At 59.2% G+C, this 19,659-nt stretch carries 18 protein-coding genes and 2 pseudogenes; 14 read left to right on the forward strand and 6 right to left on the reverse strand.

Annotated elements, in window-relative coordinates; all coding sequences use genetic code 11:
• Positions 1-211 precede the first annotated feature (211 nt).
• Entirely contained in the window at positions 212-931 is a 720-nt protein-coding gene (locus L0U84_RS25155; RefSeq protein WP_233853690.1) for a glutathione S-transferase family protein, read from the forward strand.
• A 281-nt stretch (positions 932-1,212) separates the two neighbouring features.
• Here the strand turns inward: L0U84_RS25155 and L0U84_RS44245 are convergent.
• Both L0U84_RS44245 and L0U84_RS25165 read right to left on the reverse strand, forming a co-directional pair.
• Positions 1,213-1,323: pseudogene (locus L0U84_RS44245) on the reverse strand (site-specific integrase); the annotation flags it as partial.
• A gap of 28 nt (positions 1,324-1,351) precedes the next feature.
• A complete protein-coding gene (locus L0U84_RS25165) occupies positions 1,352-1,606 on the reverse strand; it encodes a hypothetical protein (protein WP_233853691.1) in 255 nt (84 codons plus the stop codon).
• Positions 1,607-2,646: 1,040 nt separating this feature from the next.
• Between L0U84_RS25165 and L0U84_RS25175 the strand changes: the two genes are divergently transcribed.
• The 8 genes and pseudogenes from L0U84_RS25175 (at position 2,647) to L0U84_RS25210 (ending at position 9,772) form a co-directional block, all read left to right on the forward strand.
• Positions 2,647-3,057, forward strand: a complete 411-nt coding sequence (locus L0U84_RS25175; protein ID WP_233853693.1) for a (R)-mandelonitrile lyase — start codon at positions 2,647-2,649, stop codon at positions 3,055-3,057.
• Between the two features lie 232 nt (positions 3,058-3,289).
• Positions 3,290-3,412 (forward strand): annotated as a pseudogene (locus tag L0U84_RS25180) ((R)-mandelonitrile lyase); the annotation flags it as partial.
• Between the two features lie 91 nt (positions 3,413-3,503).
• On the forward strand, positions 3,504-4,205 hold the full coding sequence (locus L0U84_RS25185; RefSeq protein ID WP_233853695.1) for a carboxymuconolactone decarboxylase family protein: 702 nt from the start codon (positions 3,504-3,506) through the stop codon (positions 4,203-4,205).
• Between the two features lie 123 nt (positions 4,206-4,328).
• Entirely contained in the window at positions 4,329-5,066 is a 738-nt protein-coding gene (locus tag L0U84_RS25190; protein ID WP_233853697.1) for an SDR family oxidoreductase, read from the forward strand.
• 68 nt (positions 5,067-5,134) lie between these two features.
• Entirely contained in the window at positions 5,135-5,362 is a 228-nt protein-coding gene (locus L0U84_RS25195) for a tautomerase family protein (RefSeq protein WP_233853698.1), read from the forward strand.
• A gap of 207 nt (positions 5,363-5,569) precedes the next feature.
• Positions 5,570-6,451 carry an aldo/keto reductase gene (locus L0U84_RS25200; protein ID WP_233853701.1) on the forward strand — a complete coding sequence of 294 codons (882 nt, stop codon included), beginning with the start codon at positions 5,570-5,572 and terminating at the stop codon, positions 6,449-6,451.
• A gap of 667 nt (positions 6,452-7,118) precedes the next feature.
• Positions 7,119-8,204, forward strand: coding sequence for a Bug family tripartite tricarboxylate transporter substrate binding protein (locus L0U84_RS25205; RefSeq protein WP_233853703.1), 1,086 nt, complete (start codon positions 7,119-7,121; stop codon positions 8,202-8,204).
• Between the two features lie 224 nt (positions 8,205-8,428).
• Positions 8,429-9,772, forward strand: a complete 1,344-nt coding sequence (locus L0U84_RS25210; RefSeq protein ID WP_267939960.1) for an MmgE/PrpD family protein — start codon at positions 8,429-8,431, stop codon at positions 9,770-9,772.
• 102 nt (positions 9,773-9,874) lie between these two features.
• On the opposite strand, the gene L0U84_RS25215 is transcribed toward L0U84_RS25210, so the two are convergent.
• Positions 9,875-11,233 (reverse strand): MmgE/PrpD family protein, encoded by a 1,359-nt coding sequence (locus L0U84_RS25215; protein ID WP_233853707.1) that lies wholly within the window; start codon positions 11,231-11,233, stop codon positions 9,875-9,877.
• Between the two features lie 220 nt (positions 11,234-11,453).
• Between L0U84_RS25215 and L0U84_RS25220 the strand changes: the two genes are divergently transcribed.
• From L0U84_RS25220 to L0U84_RS25235, 4 genes are all read left to right on the forward strand, one after another.
• On the forward strand, positions 11,454-12,848 hold the full coding sequence (locus L0U84_RS25220; RefSeq protein ID WP_233853708.1) for an MmgE/PrpD family protein: 1,395 nt from the start codon (positions 11,454-11,456) through the stop codon (positions 12,846-12,848).
• Positions 12,845-14,194: an MmgE/PrpD family protein gene (locus L0U84_RS25225; protein WP_233853709.1), complete on the forward strand. Its 1,350-nt coding sequence runs from the start codon at positions 12,845-12,847 to the stop codon at positions 14,192-14,194. Before L0U84_RS25220 ends, L0U84_RS25225 begins: the two co-directional genes overlap by 4 nt.
• A 266-nt stretch (positions 14,195-14,460) precedes the next feature.
• Complete coding sequence (locus L0U84_RS25230) at positions 14,461-15,633, forward strand: acyl-CoA dehydrogenase family protein (protein WP_233853710.1); 1,173 nt, start codon at positions 14,461-14,463, stop codon at positions 15,631-15,633.
• Positions 15,634-15,681: 48 nt separating this feature from the next.
• Positions 15,682-16,155 carry a MaoC/PaaZ C-terminal domain-containing protein gene (locus L0U84_RS25235; RefSeq protein ID WP_233853712.1) on the forward strand — a complete coding sequence of 158 codons (474 nt, stop codon included), beginning with the start codon at positions 15,682-15,684 and terminating at the stop codon, positions 16,153-16,155.
• 96 nt (positions 16,156-16,251) lie between these two features.
• Here L0U84_RS25235 and L0U84_RS25240 read toward each other — a convergent pair whose 3' ends face one another.
• A complete protein-coding gene (locus L0U84_RS25240; protein WP_233853714.1) occupies positions 16,252-16,416 on the reverse strand; it encodes a hypothetical protein in 165 nt (54 codons plus the stop codon).
• A gap of 81 nt (positions 16,417-16,497) precedes the next feature.
• Between L0U84_RS25240 and L0U84_RS25245 the strand changes: the two genes are divergently transcribed.
• Positions 16,498-17,649 (forward strand): porin, encoded by a 1,152-nt coding sequence (locus L0U84_RS25245; protein WP_233853715.1) that lies wholly within the window; start codon positions 16,498-16,500, stop codon positions 17,647-17,649.
• A gap of 115 nt (positions 17,650-17,764) precedes the next feature.
• On the opposite strand, the gene L0U84_RS25250 is transcribed toward L0U84_RS25245, so the two are convergent.
• Entirely contained in the window at positions 17,765-18,535 is a 771-nt protein-coding gene (locus L0U84_RS25250) for an alpha/beta fold hydrolase (protein ID WP_233853716.1), read from the reverse strand.
• A 99-nt stretch (positions 18,536-18,634) separates the two neighbouring features.
• On the reverse strand, positions 18,635-19,618 hold the full coding sequence (locus L0U84_RS25255; RefSeq protein ID WP_233853717.1) for a Bug family tripartite tricarboxylate transporter substrate binding protein: 984 nt from the start codon (positions 19,616-19,618) through the stop codon (positions 18,635-18,637).
• Between the last annotated feature and the right edge of the window lie 41 nt (positions 19,619-19,659).

The following is a 19,659-nucleotide window of genomic DNA, read 5'->3' on the forward strand; positions in this document are numbered from 1 at the left end:
GTTCCATCTCCGGCCATGCCGTCATGATTCATCGCGTCTTCTTTCATCCCGTCTTTGGCCATGCCGGCGGCGCTCATCGCATTCATTCGGATTGGCGGCGTTCGCTGGGTCACAGTCGAATCGGCTATTCATGTGTCACGATCACGCATTGCGCCCGGCCGCGAACATCCTCGACGCCGGCCGCATCACGTCTCCATCACGGGAGAGCCCCATGCCGACGCTCTATTCGTACCCGGACCTGTTCGGCGTCGCCGACAACAATCCGTTTGGCCTGAAGGTCTATGCATTCATGCGCTTGTGCGGGCTCGACTTCGAGCACAAGCACATTCTCGATACGAAAGAGGCGCCGCGAGGACAGTTGCCGTATCTGGTCGACGGCGAGGAATCAATCGGTGATAGCGATGCGATCATCGGCTACCTGAAGCGCAAGTACGATATACGCATCGACAGTGCGCTTTCCACGGGGCAAGCGAATCTCGACTTCCTGGTGCGGCGCACGCTCGACGACCTGTACTGGCCGATGAGCTTTTCGCGCTGGCGCGACGAGCGCTTTCGCCCGGCGTTTTGCAACGCCTTCATGGCGGCGCACCCCGAAGTCACCGCGAGTGCGCTCGAAGCCGCGAGCGAGTACAACCGGCTGCGGTATCACTATCAGGGCATCGGCCGCTACGAGCCGGATCAGGTGTATGAGCGCGGTATCGGCGATTTGCGCGTCGTGGCCGATCTGCTCGGCGACAGCGGCTTTGTCTTCGGGCCCGAGCCGGCCACGGTCGATGCCGCGATCTACGGCTGCGTCGCGAACATCTACTACTACGACATCGATACGCCGCTGAAGCGCTACGTGCTGTCGCGGCCGACCCTCGTTCGGCATTGCAAGGCGATACACGAGCGGGTCGTTACCTCAAGTGGACATCATGGTATTGACACTTAGGGATCGAAATCGTCAGTCTTTACATCTCCTATTAGAGGACACGAACGGATCTGCCTGCCCAGCGATGTAGTTTCTCCGACAACGGGAGGGTCTATGTTCGACAAGACGCTGCGTTTCGAGGGCGGACCAGACTGGCATCACTTCAACATCTATACGGACAGTTGGCCCGTTGCGGGCCTACTCGTCGCTGCGCTGTTTCTCGCAATCCTTCTGGCGAGCGCAATCTGCGACTACGTGACGCGTGCTCTGATGCTGATGATTTTCGGCCGCTTCGCACGCCAGGAGTGGGTCGCGTGCGTGTGGCGCATCCTGTGCGGACTCGCAAAACACAGCTTCTCTGCAAGCGGAGGATGATCGGCTTCGATCGCCTGTGCGGCAAGCAGGAAGAAGCGCCAACCACCATTTCACTTGCGTTCGTCTTTACTCGACGATGCCGATCAGACCGTCAATCTCCTTCTGGACACGCATCTGAGCCTCCTGTGCAGCGGCATCGAGTGTGTTGGCAACGAGTGGGAGCATCAGCCCTGAACCCTTGAATTCAGCTTCGAAATGCACCCATGCTGCGTACGCGCAAACACCGGAAGCCTTTTGCACGAGGTTGATCGTTATGTCGTATCTCCGTCGCTTGCCGTACTTGCGGGTGTACTGAAAACGGCTTAACAGTGGTTTGTACATCATGTATCCGTGGCGGCGTTTGAATTGACCGATTGCAGGAGTCGCGGTGAAGGCAGTCGTTCACTGCTTTAGGGATGCCTGCCGGATCCCGCGATACGGCCTTAGCTATTTGCTGCCTGGTTCAAAGCTGATGACCTGCCGAAAGGGGAGCGAGGTATTGGTACGCCATCCACAAACGCGCAAGCACAGCGCACAGCAAACTCGTACCCACAGGTCTGGCTTGCAAACTGACCAAGATCACCCAGTGAGGTAGATTCGCCGTCCTCCTTCAAGATGCAGGCGCGGGCCACGAACGTGTTGCCGTCCCTTATCGTTGACGCTTGAATCGCTGCGCCATGGTGAAATAGAAGCATTGGATGCTCTCCGATCGCAGAGTATGAAAGCATATTGTAATGTCATCATTTACCCGCGTGGAGACTGTTACCATTCCACATAAGGCGCTTAAGTGTGACGACAGGAGATGAGGGCGCTAGCTGCGCTCCCACTAGAGCGCATCTTGTCGCGCCGATCGAGCAGGAGATCGCATATCGGCCGGCGTCTCCGGACTGGATCGCTGGTGCTGGATGGCCGTGAAGTGCCCTTTGCCCTTCGCCCTTCGCCCTTCGCCGGGCGCGTCCCGCGGACATTCGAAAGGCAAATCCCGCCAGGAGGCGGCGGTAGAGCGGACTTCGGATCGAAGGGCAGTTCAAGGTCGAGTTCTGCCCGAGGCGGACCGTTCAAGGGCCGATTGTTTCCCAAGGTCAACGTCGGACTGCAGAGCGTCAAGCATGAAGTCCGGCGGGTTAGTGACGTTCCCTCATCTTGCGAAGCCGTCAGCCGAATGGCCGGTTCTTACCCGAGACCTTCCTCGTCGCCAATGAGCACACTTCGGCCAGAGCCGACACAAGGGCTGCTGCGCAGCTTGGCGTTGAAGTCTTCCATTGATTAATGCTCCACAGCATAAGGGCATGCCGATATTGCCATCTAGTCGCATGAATGAACAACAGTTAGATTAACGACATCGGCTCTTACGCCTTTACAGCACATTGAGAGGATCAATCATGGAACTGAAACGCGCGGGCTCACAGCCTTCGAAAAAAGGCCCGGAAGAGTGGTTCACCGGCACGGTACGGCTCGATCCGCTCAACGCTCCGCCACCGCCGGCGCGCGTCTCGTGCGCGAGCGTCACATTTGAGCCGGGCGCCCGTACCGCCTGGCACACCCATCCGCTCGGCCAGACGCTGATCGTGACGGCCGGATGCGGCTGGACGCAATGTGAAGGCGAGCCGCGCGTCGAAATTCGCGCAGGCGACGTCATTTGGTGCCCGCCGGGTCATAAGCACTGGCATGGCGCCACTGCAACCACGGCGATGACGCATATTGCCATCCAGGAAGCGCTCGACGGCAAGAACGTCGAATGGCTGGAGAAGGTGAGCGATGAGCAATACCTCGGCAGCGGCGAGCAAAACTGATCAAGCCCATCGCGGTCATCATCGCGGCAGTGCTTGAGATCCCTTGACCCTGTAGCCGAGCAACCCTGCGCTTCAGCGGCCAATCGTGCATCGATCGCCTCCTTCAAGCCACCGCAGCTGCAGGGGGAGCGGCTTCGCTCCGGCCGAGCGCGCGGGCCGCAAGACGCCGATCATCGCGTCCAGTCGTGCGTGGATCCCGGAGGGGGGAGGAAAAGACGGCTCGCCTCGCGCTAAGCACAGGCAAGTAGCCACTTCGTTCCCCGTAATGACACATATTGCGCTGCAGGAGGCGCTTGATGGCAAGAACGTCAACTGGCTCGAACGGGTCACGGACGAACAGTACCGTCACCCGTAAGCGATGGCTCGCGCGGATGCCGTCGCTGGCAGCAGCGGGAGCCGTGACAATCCTGATCCCAGCCTGCGCGCACCTGCAAAGGAGTGAATTGATGCAAGACTCACCGTCGCTCACTGACTTGAAGTCGGTTTCTCCGGCCTTCGAACGTTATACGAGAGAGACCGTCCTCAACGGCCTGTGGAAGCGACCGCAGTTGTCGCCTCGTGACCGTAGCATCGTGACCCTTTCGGTGCTCATTGCGCGCAACCAGACCGTGGAAATGCCGTTCTATTTCCGGCTGGCGCTCGATAACGGCGTAAAGCCCGCGGAGCTATCCGAGATCGTCACGCATCTGGCCTTCTACTCGGGATGGGCCAACGCGACTGCGGCTTCGGTCATCGTCAAACATATTTTCGACGAACGAAACATTGGCGTGGACCAGCTTCCTCCCGCCGACGTGGCCTTGCTGCCGCTAAACGATGCTGCGGAAAAGCAGCGCGCGCAGACGGTGGAGGAGAATTTCGGCGCTGTCGCGCCGGGCGTCGTTCGATACACGACCGACGTGCTTTTCCGTGACCTTTGGTTGCGCCCGGGACTCGCGCCACGCGATCGAAGTCTGGTCACGGTCAGCGCCCTCGTTGCGAACGGTCAGGTCGCACAAATCCCGTATCACCTGAACCGCGCAATGGACAACGGCCTGACCAGGGACGAGGCGTCTGAGATGCTGACCCAACTCGCCTTTTATGCGGGGTGGCCAAACGTTTTTTCGGCGTTGCCTGTATTCAAGGACGTCATTTCCAAGCGAGCCACGTAATTAGCAAGCTCCGGTGGGCAGCGATTGAGCGGAGCGGTCGACTAAAACGGTAGTAGCAATGTGCCTCCGCGGATCCTCCGCTGGACGCGTTTGCGCAATGCTTCGAAAAGGAAGGAGAGCTTCATGACTGAAAACATCAACGGCAAGGTTGTCGTCGTTACTGGCGCCAGTAGCGGTCTCGGTGCGGAAACTGCGCGCCATCTGTCGACGCTAGGAGCCAAACTCGTCTTGGGCGCGCGCCGTCTTGATCGGCTGCAGGCCCTTGCCAGCGAGCTGGGACTCGACGCGAAAGCGATTTTGCAGACCGACGTGACCGACCGCGATCAGGTCAAGGCGCTGGTCGAAAGGGCTGTCGAACTGCATGGTCGGATCGACGTCATTGTCAACAACGCCGGCCTGATGCCAAGCTCGATGCTCGACAAGCTCAAGATCGACGAGTGGGATCGAATGATCGACGTCAACATCAAGGGCGTGCTGTACGGCATCGCGGCTGCGCTGCCGCATATGCAGGCCCAGAAATCCGGGCAGATCATCAACGTGTCGTCGGTCGCGGGTCACAAAGTCGGTCCCGGCGGCGCGGTCTACGCGGGGACGAAGTGGGCGGTCCGGGCAATCTCGGAAGGGCTGCGTCAGGAAGTCAAGCCCTGGAACATCCGCACGACCATCGTCTCGCCGGGCGCGGTCGCCACCGAACTGATCGAGACGATCACCGATCAGGACGTCGCCGCAGGCATGGCTACGACCTACGAGAAAGCGATTCCCGCCAGCTCCTTTGCCCGGGTTGTCGCCTTCGCCATGAGCCAGCCGGACGATGTGGATATCAACGAAGTCCTGTTCCGTCCTACGAGCCAGGCGTACTGACGCCCGTGCTATCGGCGCGTAAAGATTCGCTCGCGCTCGTCGTACTCAATCAATGGAGGATCAACCCCATGCCGCATGTCATCGTCAAAGCGTGGCCCGGGAAGACCGAGGAACAAAAGCGACGCCTCGCCGAGGCAATCACCCGTGATGTGATGGATATCCTGGGATACGGGGCAGAGTCTGTCTCGGTAGCTTTTGAGGAAGTCGCTGCAGACCGATGGAAGCAGGACGTCTATCGTCCCGATATCGAGGCACGTCCAGACACACTTTACAAAAGACCCGGATACAAAATGTAAGGGTATCGCTGTGTCCAATTTACGCGACCTCGAGACTGGCGGCGGGTCATAAGTTCCTCCGCGTGGCTAGCGACATCTCCAACTACACCTACCAACGCGACGACACACCTTTGCAATTACTGGCATGGTGGATGGCAGGAACGTCGCGTGGACGAACAAAGCCACCAATGAACAATACAACGCCCGGTACAACCAATTAGCGCAATCATGAACCTGAAGCCAACCACCGTCCCTCAGATCACGCTCTCGAACGGAATGACTATCCCGCAACTCGGATTTGGAACCCTCGCGGTACAACCGAACAGGGATGCCAGCACCGCTAATGCTGAGATCACCGCCAGCGTTGTCGCAAAGGCCTTGGAGGCTGGGTATCGACACATCGACACCGCGCAGTCCTACGGCACTGAGCGCGGAGTCGGACAAGCCATTGCCGCATCAGGTATTTCGAGAGACGATCTATACGTAACGAGCAAGCTCGCAAACGGAAATCACGCCCCCGACGCGGTATATCGCTCGTTCGAACAGACACTCAAGAATCTCGGTGTCGAACAACTCGATTTGTTCCTGATCCACTGGCCTCTCCCGACTCTCTACAGTGGTGACTATGTAACGACGTGGAAGGCGGTCGCGGAACTGGTCAGCGATGGTCGGCTCCGTAGTGCCGGTGTTTCAAACTTCCTGTCCGCACACCTGGAGCGCATTATTGGTGAGACCGGGCTGGTGCCAGTCGTGAACCAGTTCGAGTTGCATCCGTATTTTGCCAACCGTGCAACGTGTGAAACCTGCTTGCAGCACGGGATAGCTATCGAGGCGCACAGCCCACTAGGTCACAACCGCGAACCGCTAAGCGATCCGATCATCACCAACATCGCCAGCGGGCGCGGAAAATCGACGGCACAGATCATCCTGCGCTGGCACATACAGCGCGGAGACATCGTCATTCCTAAGTCCGTCCGTCCCGAACGTATGTGCGAAAACATGGACATCTTTGACTTCGAACTCGGCAAGGAGGAGATGGCGGCTATCGACACCCTGGACCGAGGCGATACCGGCCGAGTCGGGCCGCATCCCGGCACCTATGAGGGTTAGTTTTTTGCCAGTCGCGGTTGTCGCCTTCGCCATCAGCCAGCCTGACGACGTAAATATCAACGAAGTTCTTTTCCGTCCCACAAGCCAGTGTACTGACGCCCATGCTATAGGCGCGTACAGATTAAGAGCCCATTTGTCGTACTCGATCAGTGGAGGATCAACCCATGCCGCATGTCATCGTCTGGCGAGCGCTGCCGGAGATTTTGTTGTCCGGACGCTGATGCCGGTAATGACGGCAGCGCTGGTAGGCTTCGCGATCATTGGCATAGCGCTTCCGGTTCTTCCTTTACATGTTAGCCACGGTCTTGGCTTCGGGACCTTCGTAGTCGGTCTGGTAGCAGGCGCGCAGTCCGGCGCTCGGATCGGCTGGCGGCCACACTGGCTTGCGTGCTGTCTTTCTGGTTAGCGCGATGACGGTCGTTTGCACCGCGCGCGTCGCTTTCCAACTGCTTCGTCGGCGCCGCGTAGCCCGATGAATGTGCCTGCTCTTCCGTAAGCGGCATGCGCAAATTCTTATGGCGAACGCGGAGTGTATTTACGTCAGACAGCGTGTCCTCGGCGGCGACAGAGACGAAGAGCCGCCGTCGTCTCATGCGCGGCCATTCCTTCGCTTTGACCACGGACACTCGCAGATAGCACATGTGCGTGACCTGTGCTGGCATAGCGCTTGCAAAAGGCGCTGGGTGAGTCAACTGAAAACATAGACTCGCCCCGGCTCGATGTGAAGCCGGTGACCAAACACCGCCAAGGAGACGGCATGCACTTGAAATCCCTCAGATCGTGGGGTGTGCTCTGCTTCGCCCTCGCATTACTTTTTCATGCGAATGCCGATGCGCAGTCTTACCCGACGAGACCGATCACAATTATCGTGGGCTTCGGCGCGGGAGGCGCCGCCGACGCCGTGGCCCGCTTGTATGCACAAAAGCTGTCTCAGGTGCTGCATACGTCAGTGATCGTCGAGAACAAGCCGGGTGCAAACCAGCTCTCCGCAATCCGATCGCTTCAGCTCGCGCCGGCCGACGGATACACCTTGTATCTTGGTACCGGCAGTTCCCTTGCACAAGCACCGGCGGTCCGCACGGACCTCGGTTATGATCCGTTGAAGATTTTCAGCTTTGTCGGATTCATCGGTACGCAGCCGGGCGTGTTCCTGGTGAACCCATCCGTTCCAGCTCGCTCAATAGATGAGTTGATCGCGTACGCAAAGGCTCATCCCGGCGAGCTCAATTTCGAATCATCCGGGCTCGGAAGTGCCAGTCACCTCGAAGCTGAGTACTTCATGCATGTAACCGGGATCAGGATGACACAGATCCCGTACAAATCGGACGCCGAGGCGATCAGGGAAATTGCAGCGGGCACCGTGCCCGTCGGAATGATCACCGCGCCTTTTGCCATGCCGCTCATTAAGGCGGGGAAGGTCAGGCCGATCATGGTTGTGGCATCGCAATCGCAAACATACCTGCCCAACGTACCGGCGTTATCTGACATGCGTGTAAAGGGGTTGGTGGAAATGCAGCCGTATACATTCTTCGGTCTGGTCGGGCCGGCTGGTTTGCCCAGCGAAGCGGTTGCACGGCTGAACCAGGCACTCAACGAAGTTGCGGCCATGCCAGATGTGGCCTCGAGAATGAGGGAGTCCTTCTATATCGAACCTGCTACGGGCTCACCAACGTCGTTTCGTGAGTTCGTGACCAAGGAACTCGCGAAGTGGCGTGAATTCGGCGGCGCGGCCGGAATCAGGATATCAGGCTAACGATAAAGGTTACCTGCCACTCTCGTCTGGACGTATAGCAATGGTATCGATCGATCCGATCGACTGGAGTGCACGGCCTCCCCGAAAGGGTCGCAGTTCGGGGGTATCGATATTCCGCCCTTGCATGGTAAGAAGCGCTTTCGCAAGACCCCACTCAATCTGAATTGACGCGACAGACGGCTGCGCTGCAGACTGGCACAGACTTCTCGAGTGGGATCGACAACATGACGTTGCTTCACGAGTTCGCCGCGTACGCGGCAGCGGAGTCGAATAGCGCCGGGGATGCCGATGTCATGCATCACGCCAAGCGCGCCGTGCTCGACTGGGTGGCGTCCCTGTACCCGGGCACTCGGCGGCCACCCACGACATTGCTTGCAAAGGCGTGTCACGACGAACTCGGCGTGGGACAAAGCAGGGTGCTGGGTTTCGGCACGACGGCGTTTCCTCCGACCGCCGCGTGGATCAACGGAAGCGCCGCTCATACGGTCGAATTCGACGATATCTATCGTGAAGCGGTTTATCACCCCGGCAGTCCGACCATCGCGGCCGCGCTCGCAGTGGCGCAGGCGAAGAAAGCCAGCGGGAGGGCATTCGTTCAAGCGATCGTCGCAGGGTATGAGATTTCGACGCGCGTCGGCGCGGCACTGCAGCCTTCGCACGTTCGATATTTTCATGCAACAGGCACGATGGGGTGTCTTGGCGCGGCAGCGGCGGCAGCGGTCCTGGTCGCCAGGGGCGATGCCGAGACCATTGCTCACGCGCTTGCGACCGCGGCAACATTTGCGTCCGGGCTCCAGCAAGCCCTGCGTTCCGATGCGATGACCAAGCCCCTGCATGCGGGCCATGCGGCCGCCGTAGGTGTGCGCGCGGCACTCGCTGCATCGTGCGGTGTCAAGGGCGCACTTGATATTCTCGAAGGGGAGGTCGGCCTCGGTGCGGCAATGGCCGATGCGCCTGTCTGGGCACAGGCCACGCACGAGCTAGGGGCGACGTATCACATCGCGCGGATCACGCATAAGGTGCACGCGTGCTGTGGGCATCTGTTCCCCGCGATCGATGCCACGTTGTCGCTCCGCTCTACTTACGGCACTGCGCTGAGCGCTGTCGAGCGAATTCTTGTCGAGACGTACCAGACCGCTATCGATGCGACCGGGCGGTTTGATCCTCGTAATTCCTACGAGGCGAAATTCAGCTTGCCTTTCGCAGTGAGTCACGCATTGATCCACGGCAGTGTCGGACTCGATGCCTTCGCGTCAGAGCGGATGAACGATGAAAGCGTTCGCTCGTTGATGAGCCGGTGCACCCTGCAAACTGACACTGTCATGTCCGCTAGCTTCCCAGCCCGACGGTGCGCGCGTGTAACCGTCACGATCATCGACGGGCGTCAAGTTTCCGGGTCCGTCACGCATCGCCGCGGTGATCCGGAATCCCCGCTGAGCGACGACGACTTGAATCGCAAGTTCGATGCGCTTTGCACGCCGGTGGTAGGTCACGATCAGGCACGGAGACTGAGAGAGCAGATATGGCAACTGGACAGTATCGACGTAGCCGAAGTCGCTTTTGTATAGCGTGAGCGGGGAAGCCCATGGCCTACTCTTATCCGCTTTATCGAAATCGCACGGAAACTGGCCAAACGATGCGCGCGGCGTCAAACCGCGCGCACGGGTCCATCAGGCGAGCAGCGCCAACACTTTCGAAACTGGCGCGTCCATGCGCAGTTGCCGAACGGTTGAAATCAACTCGTCGGCGCTGAAGCGGACACCGTTGAAGCTCAGGCAGTCGGAAACCTTCGCGTGCAATTGGGAGGCGGTCATGCGCTTTGCCGGACTACCCGATACTTCGTCGGCTCTGAATTCAAGGTGTTGCCCGTTCGCTAGCTGCACGTCGAATAACACGGGCACCATGCCGAGGAACGAAACCTTGTCGTTCACCTCGATCGTAATACGATTCGCGGCGAACGCTCCGACACGCTCCTCCTGGACCGATGCCTCGCTAAAGTCCTCGATCCGAAGCTTGCCGCGTTCGAGCGCTCGCGCGACGCAATACGCGATGCTGAACTGTGCATCGACGACATTGGCCGTCTTCGAGGCGAAATGCCGTCCGACCATGTTGACCGCTTGAGCGCTGACCTGGATGCGAAGGTGTCCGATGTCGCCTGGACGGATGCCCTGCGCGTGCATTTGCAGCGCCAGATCGATTGGAGCGTGCGTGAATCTGCAGGCCGGATAGGGCTTGAGGCTCAGGTCCTCGACGAGGGAGCACCGCTCAAGACCCGGTTCGATCAATTCCCGATCGAACTCGCCGTCCTGATACAGCCTGATGAACCCCGCCTTGCCGTCGAATACATTGCGCGGACCATCGATCCTCGCCTGTGCAAGCGCGGCCGCCATCAGCACATTCTTTGCCATCATGGCGGGCTGGAAGCGTTTGGCGAGACACCCATCAATGATGGATTGCAAGGTCCCGGCTGTCTGCGCGAGCTGATGTCCGAGCGCGCTGACGGTCAGATCCGTATCCCACCGACGCAGGTTGGCGATGGCCAGCACCGCCCCGATGCCTCCGCTGATCACACTGTAATTCCAGCCGCGCGAGCCCTTCGGACCGCCCGCGCGACCAACGCGCATCGCGCCGTCGAGACCCACTGCAAGGGCCGCGAGGAACGCGTGTCCGTGGCAGTCCAGGCGGCTCTCTTCCATGTCTGCCAGCAATGCGGGAAGAACCACACTGTTCGCGTGCAGGGGAACCTTGTCGTCCGTGTCGTCATAGTCAAGCGCATGCATGCTTCCCGCGTTCAGAAACGCGGCGATGGGCGCGGGTGCGTCTCCAAAGCCGCCCCACACGGTGCTGCCGGTGTCGCCCCACCGGCTCAGCGCACCGCGTGCTTGCGCCAATCCCGGCGCGTTGGTACCGGCGAGCGCGCAAGCGAGGCTGTCGATCAAAGCATCGATGGTGGCGTCGACAGTCGCGGAGGAGAGGTCGGCAAAGCGACGGGAAGTTGCGCTGCTGGCGAGCCTGTAAGCGAGGTCCATGTGAAAGTCTCCGGAAGCGAGTCAATAACGAGCGAAGTCTCGGTCTGCGCGCTTCATACCGTCAAGTCGGCTTTACTGGGGGCAAGAGTCAGATGTCCTTACCGCAAGCGAGCGTAAGTGCTGCTTACCTGTGTTGAACGAAAAGCGACTCGACAATCCCGTCGGCGGCTCTGAAACTGGAAGCCCATTGATTCGTCGCGCTGCGCGCGCTTAACTGGTCATGACCATTCATACGGACATTGCAGGTGACTTTGCAGATTTCGTGAGCCGGGCGAGATTCGAGGACATTCCGGGGGACGCCGTCGAGGCGGCCAAGAAAAGCATTCTCGATACGTTAGGTGTGGTACTCGCCGCGAGCGGCGTCGAGCCCGCGGTACGCGGCCTCACGAAGTTTGTGATGGAGAGTGGCGGCGCCGCGGAAAGCACCGTATTGGGCTTTGGAGGGCGCGCACCGGCGATGATGGCCGCCTTCGCCAACGGAGCGATGGCGCACTGTCTGGACTTCGACGACCATGCGCCCGAAGGCCATCACCCGAGCAGTTCGATCGTGCCCGTTGCGTTCGCACTGGCTGAGCGCGTGGGCGGTGTCTCGGGGCGGGACATGATCACCGCGGTTGCGGCGGGGCAAGACATGTTCCTTAGACTGCGGCGCAATGTCGGCTGGAAGCAGGACTGGCATTTGACGACGGTGCTCGGCGTGTTTTCGGCGACCGCCAGCGCAGGTCGCATTCTGTCGCTGAGCCAGCGGCAACTGGCGAACGCATTTGGCATCGCTAGCATGCAATCGTGCGGGACGATGGAATTGGCCTACGGGGTCGGTAGTGATCTGCGAGGGATGTACGCGGGTTTCAGCAGCAAAGGCGCGGTGCTCGCGGCTCTGCTTGCCGCGCAAGACATCACCGGAATCCAGACGGTGTTCGAAGGCAAGGCGGGGATTTTCAACGTTTATTTCGACGGCCAATACGAAAAGGAAAAGATGCTGCTCGGCCTGGGCCGAGACTACGCAGGGGGCTCTATTCTCTACAAACCGTGGCCTTCGTGCGGCGCGTCGCATCCCTACATACACGGCACGATCGAACTGATGAAAGAACAAGGTCTGGCACTGGAGGATATTGAGCAGATACGCGTGCATGTCGGTGACTTTCAGAACCGCTTGTGCCTGCCGCTGGATAGCCGACGCAAGCCGGCAACGCTGGCCGACGCCAAGTTCAGCATCCCTTTTTGTGTTGCCGTCGCGGCGACACGGGGACAAGTGAGCATCGCGGACTTCACCGGCGAGCGCTTGCGCGATCCTCGCGTGCTGGCAACCGCGCAAAAAGTCGTTCCGGTACTGGACGAGCGGTTCGACTGGAAGATGAAGTTACCAGAGGGGCGTCTTGAGATTCTCACGCGCGATGGCCGCACGTTCGGCCGCGCGGCCAATGACGTGCCGGGCGGTTCCGACACGCCGATGACGTGGGATTACCTCTTCGACAAGTTCAGCGATTGCGCTTCGTTTGCCGTCGCGCCCCCGTCGGGGGAGAAAATAAAGCAGGTGAAGGAGATGTGCCGGCATCTGGAGTCATTGGACGATGTCACCGATGTCGTGCGGGCACTGAGGGGGGATGCATCATGACGGGCACGGTCGCGCGGCTCGCAAGGTTTGCTCATGAGACGGATATTGATTCTCTTCCCACGTCGGCCATCGAGGCGTGCAAGCGACGGCTCATCGATAGTGTGGCGTGCGCGGCAGCGGCTTATCGGGAACCCTTTTGCGAGCGGATCCGTGGCTTCGCTGCGCGATATTCCGCTGTGCCCGCTGCACGCATTTGGGGCAGCGGCGCGACCACGTCGTCTGAAATGGCAGCCTTCGCGAATGGAACGATGGTTCGCTACCTCGACTATAGCGACACGTTTCTCGGCAAAAGCGCGGGTCATCCCAGCGACATGATCGCGGGGCTCGTCGCCGTTGCCGAAGCTCATGGGCAATCCGGGGCATCGCTAACCAGCGCGATCGTGGTGGCTTATGAGGTTTATTGCGGACTGTGCGATGGCGTCGCACTTGCATCGCTGGCCCTGGACCAGGCGACATGCGCGGCGGTCGGCACTGCAGCGGGCGCAGGACGACTGCTGGGCCTCTCTGAAGCGCAGTTTGCGCATGCGATCTCGCTTGCGCTCGCGCCCAATCTTCACCTCTATAACGTACGCTGCGGAACGCTTTCAGATTGGAAAGGCTGTGCGGGACCGAACGGCGCGCGCAACGGCATATTTGCTGCGTTGCTGGCTCGGGACAACGTCAGCGGCCCTGCGGCCGTCGTTGAGGGCGCGGGCGGCTTGTTCGATCTGGTCAATCCGTTCGAGTGGAAAGTCGATGCCTGCGCACCGTGGATCACCGCGACGCATCTGAAGTTTCATCCGGTTTGCTACCACGGCCAGTCCGCTATCGATGCCGCCATCGAGTTGCACAAAAGAGTGCCTATCGAGACGATTCGTGAGATCCATGTTGAGACCTATGCCGCCGCCTATCGCGCGATGGGCAGCGACGATCACCGATGGGCGCCCCGCACGCGTGAGACCGCCGACCACAGTCTGCCGTATACGATCGCTGTCACGCTGCAGGAGGGAAAGCTCGTCCCCGGTGCATACAAGCCGGAACGCCTTGCCGACGCGCGCACGAAACATCTGATGAACCTGATCCGTGTGAGTAGTTCGGAGGCGATGACGGCGGCGTTCCCGACTCGCGTGCAGACCCGGATCAGCATTCAAGCGGAGAACGGGGAGACATACTGCCATCTTCAGGAGCTTCCTAGAGGGCATGCGGAAAATCCGCTTTCCGACGCAGAGCTTGAGGCGAAGTTCATTGAGCTATACGCCTCCTGGGGGGACGCCTCCGCGGCTAGATGCACGCTCGATACGCTCTGGCAAGTCGATCGGCTCGCGAGCGCAGGAAGCCTCGTCGATACGCTTTGTCCGCGTATCTGAGCATGACGCGCCATTGAGCGCGTCATGCTTCATGGTTGCCGTGCATCGGCAAGGGCGCCCCTCCATCATCTTGCGTCGCGCAGATCCTGTCAGCGACGCGCATTTACATGTGTTGGTTTCCAAAGCTCGTCGAGCGTCTGAACGGAACCCCATGTTATCGCCGACCCAGCGTCAACAAAACTTACCAAGGCGCGTAAAAAAAGCGACTCGACACATCACCGTCATCGCTAGAGACTAAAGGCTCCAACGACACTGCGAACAATGCCATGCAAGACTCCAATTCCGCCACCCGTATCACTCTGGACGAAGTGCTTCAGGCCGCTCAGGCAATCACTTCGCGCTACCCCGACGCCTACTACCGTGAGCTCGACAAGAGCGGCGGTTATCCGCACGAATTCATCAAGGATGCGATGAATGCAGGGCTTCATACCGTGATGATCCCAGTCGAATACGGCGGCATGGGGCTAGGGGTGCGAGAAGCCTCGGTGATCACGGAGGAGATTCATCGGTCGGGCGGCGCAGGTGCGATGTTGCATGGTCAGATGTTCATGATGGGCATTCTTGCGCGTCATGGTTCTGAGGATCAGAAGCACCGCGTGCTGACCGAGGTGGCAGCCGGCCGTGTGCGACTTCAGTCATTCTCCGTTACCGAACCCGATGCCGGTACCGACACGTCGAAAATAAAAACGCGTGCGAGGCGTGAGGGCGATCATTGGTATATCACGGGTCAGAAAGTCTGGACTTCGCGTGCGGCGCATACCGACATGCTTATCGTGCTGGCCCGTACGAGTCCTCCTGAAGATCCTGCCAAACCTTTCCAAGGTCTTTCGTGCTTTCTGGTCGATGTGCGCGATGTTGATCCGAAGCAATTCCAGGTGCGAAAAATCGAAGTGATGTTCAACCACCATACCTATGAGGTCTTTTACGACAACCTCAAGGTTCCCGCGAACGCTTTGATCGGCGAAGAAGGGAAGGGCTTCAAGTATCTGCTCGACGGGTTGAACGCGGAACGGATCCTGATTGCATCGGAATGCATCGGCGACGGCCGATGGTTTGTCGACCGCTCGGTCAAATACGCGAACGAGCGCGTCATTTTTGGTCGTGCGATAGGCGCGAATCAGGGCGTGCAATTTCCGATCGCTCGCGGCTACGCCCATCTCGAAGCCGCTAATGCTTTGCGATGGAAGGCAGCCGAAATGTACGACCGCCAGGAGAAGTGCGGCGCCGAAGCGAATATGGCAAAGATGCTGGCGTCAGAGGCATCGTGGGAACTGGCTAATGCCTGCATGCAGACGCATGGTGGCTTTGGGCTCGCGGTCGAGTACGACATCGAACGGAAATTCCGCGAGAACCGGATCTTTCAGATCGCTCCCATCTCGACCAACATGGTACTGAACTATATCGGGCAGCACGTATTGAAGATGCCGCGCTCGTACTGAGCTCTGCGCACTGCCACCACCTGTCATCGTTATATGCGAGGAATTCTTATGACCCATCAATCCGCGCCACGCGGCCGTTACTTCGAGGACTTCGAGATCGGCCAGGAACTGGTTTCCCCGGCCCGAACGATTACGCAAACGGACATCGTGAACTTTGCCTGCCTTTCCGGTGACTTCAACGAAGTTCATACCAACTTCGAATACTGCAAGGAGACGCAATTCGGTGAGCCGATCGCGCATGGACCTCTGGTGTACGCGGTCATGGGCGGCCTCCAATATGCAAGCGGAGTCAATGACGGAACGCTGCTTGCGCTACTTCAGATCGATAACTGGCGGATGCTCAAGCCGGTCTTACATGGTGACACGATTCGCCTGGTGTCGCGTGTCTTGGACAAGAAGGATACCAGCAAGACCGACCGTGGCATCGTCACGTTTGAACGGAAGTGCGTCAAACAGGATGGTTCAGTCGCCCAGGAAATGAAGGCGACATTGTTGTACAGGAGGCGGAACGTCAGAATCTGAGAGTGTCGTCGACCACCGTCAAAGGGCCCCGGGGTGCAAACTTCGGGGTCCTTTTTTTCGATGTGAAGGAAAACGATGGTGGCGGTTATTTCAAATTTACAGCCAAAAAATTCCCACGCTAAAAGCGAGGTTTGTCTCTGTGGCAGACGCTTTGTTCGCGACGGAGACATCAATTTTGATTGCAAGAGCAACATCGACATCCGCCTGAGTGGATAAAACCTCACGGTTCGCCAGCGGTTGGCCTGTCTTGACGGTCGGCATGCACCTTGCATTGTGTGATCGCCTGTCAAGGGCCCATCAAAAACCGAAACGCCGTGATGAAACTTAGGAGACTAAAACATTATGAAGAAAGCGATATGTCTGGCCGCGCTGGGAATGGCCGCAGGATCGGCCTATGCGCAAAGCAGTGTGACGCTTTATGGCGTGCTGGACGTCGGCATCAACTACATCAGCAACGACGGGGGAAAGGCCAATGTCGACATGTCATCCGGCGTGCTCCAGGGCAACCGCTGGGGTCTATTGGGAAGTGAAGATCTGGGCGGCGGGCTGAAGGCAATATTTCGCCTCGAAAGCGGCTTCTCACTGACGAACGGCACGATGGGACAGGGTGGTCGCCTGTTTGGGCGTCAAGCCTACACCGGTCTTAGTAGCAACACCTACGGGACCTTGACAGCGGGCAGGCAGTACGATTCGGTAGTGGACTACGTCCAGCAATTCAGCGGCATCCCATACACGGGTCTTTCACATCCGTTCGACAATGACAACTTCGTTAACTCGTTTCGTATCAATAATTCGGTCAAATACGCTAGCCCTGATTTTCACGGCCTGAAATTCGGCGGTCTGTACGGTTTCAGCAATAGCGCGAACACCGGAGCGCCTAATTCCGGGTTCGCTAACAACCGCGTGTGGAGCGTAGGGGGTTCGTACAGCGGGGGCCCCTTCAGCGCAGGCGTGGCCTATATGCACCTGAATACACCAAACAGCAATACGGTGGGCGCGGTGTCGGGTGACTACATCAATCTGAGCACCACGGGCGCGTTGCAGGTCAACGGACTCACTTCCCCGGTGGTACGCTCCGACGTTCTGGGTGTTGGCGGCGCTTATGCGTTCAATGGGGGCAGGGTCAGTCTTGTCTACAGCCATACCAGTTTCGATTCGACTACTGATCGCCTGACCTTCGACAATTACGAGGCTAACGCAATCTATTTCTTCACTCCGTTCTTCTCGCTCGCCGGGATTTACAGTTTCACCGATGGCAAACTGAGGTCCACTGGCGCGAGTCCGAAATATCATCAAGTGCAGTTGATCGGCGATTACGGCCTCAGCAAGACCACGGATGTCTACTTGCTGGGCGCATACCAACGGGCGGCAGGTGACGCAACTGTCGCCTCCATCGCACCTGATACGTTTGGTACGGGCGGCGCGGCAGCACCCGATGCGTCCACCACGAAGAATCAAGTCCTCGTCCGCATCGCGCTTCGTCACAAGTTCTAACGGTAGAGGTGTGCGCTGCATCGGTCCGCCGCGCACACCTCGATCCCATGATGTGACCGGCGTAGCTTGCTAGAAGCGATCTGCCGCGCATCGGATTCGCTTGCCAGACCTGTAACTACGCGGTCGCAAGCAACATCTCCGTGAGTTCTATGGGCATCGTAATCATCGCGTCATGCGTGGTGGGCAGTTCAAGGTAGTGCCACTCATGTTGAGCTTTCGCCAGCTCGCGCGATCGCACGGTAGTGGGATGCAGCGGGTTCGTGCACGCAATGTAGGTCGCGGGGAGGCCGTTGCCTAACTCATTGATCAGCGTGAGTCTGTCTTCGTAGGTCTGCACCGGCTGCGGCGTCAGCTTTGTTTTAAGCCAGGCGCCGATCAGCGGGTCGGTGATGCCGAAATATTCCGGCGGGACGGGAGGAACACCAAGCCCGTTATTGGCTACGTCTGCACGTTGCCGGTATAGCGCCATGCGTTCCGGCGGCGAGCGGTCCGCTGCACATTCTCCCGCGCGCAGCACGAGTGCATCGAGGAAGACCAGGTGCCGGATGCGGTCCCGCATTCGGTCAGCGATTGCGGAGATCACCGGGCCCGCAAAACTGTGACCAACGAGGATGACCTCGGAGAGTTCCTCGAACCGGATGACTTGAGCGACGTCTTCGATAAACGTCTCGAGACCTGGACGAAAGGCGAGCAGGTGCGATCGCTCGCCGAGTCCGGTAAGAGTCGGCGTGTACACGGTGTGTCCGTGCAAACGTAACCGGCGAGCCACTTCCTTCCAGCACCAGGCGCCATGATAAGCGCCGTGCACGAGCACGTAAGTCTTGCCGGATTCCGGCGATAAGGAGGGCCTCGATTGTTGGATTTCTGAGGGCGCGCTTGTTTTCATGGGCAGTTCCGGAGGTGCGGGTGCGAAAGCACGTGGCGCGTCGACGGCACGAGGCCGGCGAGAGCGCGTAGGGATGAGTGGTGATTAGGCGAGTTAGAACTAGCGCTTCTGGATACCCGCTTGCTTGACGAGTTGGGACATCTGGGAGAGATCGCGATTGAGGAACGTTCCGAACTCCGCGGGCGTCATCATCATCGGTTCGGAGCCTTCGGTGCGGAAGCGCTCCGCGAGGTCTTTGCTGGTCAACGCCTTGTGCAACGCTTCCGAGAGTCGCTGTACCGCATCGGGCGGCGTGCCGGTAGGCGCAAATAGACCCAACCAAAGATAGTAGTTGTAGTTGGGATAGCCTTGTTCGGCGATCGTCGGAACGCCCGGAAGGTCGGCCAGCCGATTGCCTGACGTCACGCCCAGCGGGTGCAGCTTCTGTGACTTGATGTAGCCCACGCTGCTGCCATAGCCGTCGAAGATCATACTGACTCGTCCCCCCATGACATCCGGCATCGCGGCGCCGTTTCCGCTGTAGGGAACATGTAGAAGGGATAGTTTCGCATCGTGCTGTAGCAACGCAGCCGCAACATACTGCGGCGTTCCGATGCCGCCGGAGGCGAACGCTACCTTATCGGGCTGGGCTCGGGCTTGCGCCACCCACTCGCTGAATGTCTTAGGCCCGGTAGGTGGCACTAGCATCACGAGCGGAGCGCGAATCATCGGCCCGACCGGGACGAAGTCCTTCATCAGGTCATAACCGGGGTCCTTATAGAAGGCCGGTCTGGCAGTCATGTTATTCGCCTGGGACAACACGGTATAGCCGTCCGGCGGCGCATTCTTGACGACCTGAGTACCGACGAGCGTTTCTCCGCCGGGACGGTTGTCGACAATGATCGACACACCGAGTGCCTCGCTCATTCTTCTAGCCACGAGACGCGTGGTGACGTCCAGCAGGCCACCAGGCGCAGCAGGCACGATCATCCGGATTGGGTGGTCGGGATATGCACCGGCTGCATGGACCGGGAAGGTGCAGGCAACCGCCAGCGCGAATGCGCCCAGACGGCGCATCTGCGCTGTCGAACCGAGAATCTTCATTCAGGTGTCTCCGTATGTTTGTCTGGTGCTGAATGTCGAAC

The sequence above is a fragment of the Paraburkholderia sp. HD33-4 genome (genome assembly GCF_021390635.1).
Classification (GTDB): Bacteria; Pseudomonadota; Gammaproteobacteria; order Burkholderiales; family Burkholderiaceae; genus Paraburkholderia.

What these genes read in the sequence shown, in the direction of transcription:
- L0U84_RS25155 (WP_233853690.1), top strand. Translation starts at nt 212, where the DNA reads ATGCCGACGCTCTATTCGTACCCGGACCTGTTCGGCGTCGCCGACAAC.
- L0U84_RS25165 (WP_233853691.1), bottom strand. Translation starts at nt 1,606, where the DNA reads ATGTACAAACCACTGTTAAGCCGTTTTCAGTACACCCGCAAGTACGGC.
- L0U84_RS25175 (WP_233853693.1), top strand. Translation starts at nt 2,647, where the DNA reads ATGGAACTGAAACGCGCGGGCTCACAGCCTTCGAAAAAAGGCCCGGAA.
- L0U84_RS25185 (WP_233853695.1), top strand. Translation starts at nt 3,504, where the DNA reads ATGCAAGACTCACCGTCGCTCACTGACTTGAAGTCGGTTTCTCCGGCC.
- L0U84_RS25190 (WP_233853697.1), top strand. Translation starts at nt 4,329, where the DNA reads ATGACTGAAAACATCAACGGCAAGGTTGTCGTCGTTACTGGCGCCAGT.
- L0U84_RS25195 (WP_233853698.1), top strand. Translation starts at nt 5,135, where the DNA reads ATGCCGCATGTCATCGTCAAAGCGTGGCCCGGGAAGACCGAGGAACAA.
- L0U84_RS25200 (WP_233853701.1), top strand. Translation starts at nt 5,570, where the DNA reads ATGAACCTGAAGCCAACCACCGTCCCTCAGATCACGCTCTCGAACGGA.
- L0U84_RS25210 (WP_267939960.1), top strand. Translation starts at nt 8,429, where the DNA reads ATGACGTTGCTTCACGAGTTCGCCGCGTACGCGGCAGCGGAGTCGAAT.
- L0U84_RS25215 (WP_233853707.1), bottom strand. Translation starts at nt 11,233, where the DNA reads ATGGACCTCGCTTACAGGCTCGCCAGCAGCGCAACTTCCCGTCGCTTT.
- L0U84_RS25220 (WP_233853708.1), top strand. Translation starts at nt 11,454, where the DNA reads ATGACCATTCATACGGACATTGCAGGTGACTTTGCAGATTTCGTGAGC.
- L0U84_RS25225 (WP_233853709.1), top strand. Translation starts at nt 12,845, where the DNA reads ATGACGGGCACGGTCGCGCGGCTCGCAAGGTTTGCTCATGAGACGGAT.
- L0U84_RS25230 (WP_233853710.1), top strand. Translation starts at nt 14,461, where the DNA reads ATGCAAGACTCCAATTCCGCCACCCGTATCACTCTGGACGAAGTGCTT.
- L0U84_RS25235 (WP_233853712.1), top strand. Translation starts at nt 15,682, where the DNA reads ATGACCCATCAATCCGCGCCACGCGGCCGTTACTTCGAGGACTTCGAG.
- L0U84_RS25240 (WP_233853714.1), bottom strand. Translation starts at nt 16,416, where the DNA reads ATGCCGACCGTCAAGACAGGCCAACCGCTGGCGAACCGTGAGGTTTTA.
- L0U84_RS25245 (WP_233853715.1), top strand. Translation starts at nt 16,498, where the DNA reads ATGAAGAAAGCGATATGTCTGGCCGCGCTGGGAATGGCCGCAGGATCG.
- L0U84_RS25250 (WP_233853716.1), bottom strand. Translation starts at nt 18,535, where the DNA reads ATGAAAACAAGCGCGCCCTCAGAAATCCAACAATCGAGGCCCTCCTTA.
- L0U84_RS25255 (WP_233853717.1), bottom strand. Translation starts at nt 19,618, where the DNA reads ATGAAGATTCTCGGTTCGACAGCGCAGATGCGCCGTCTGGGCGCATTC.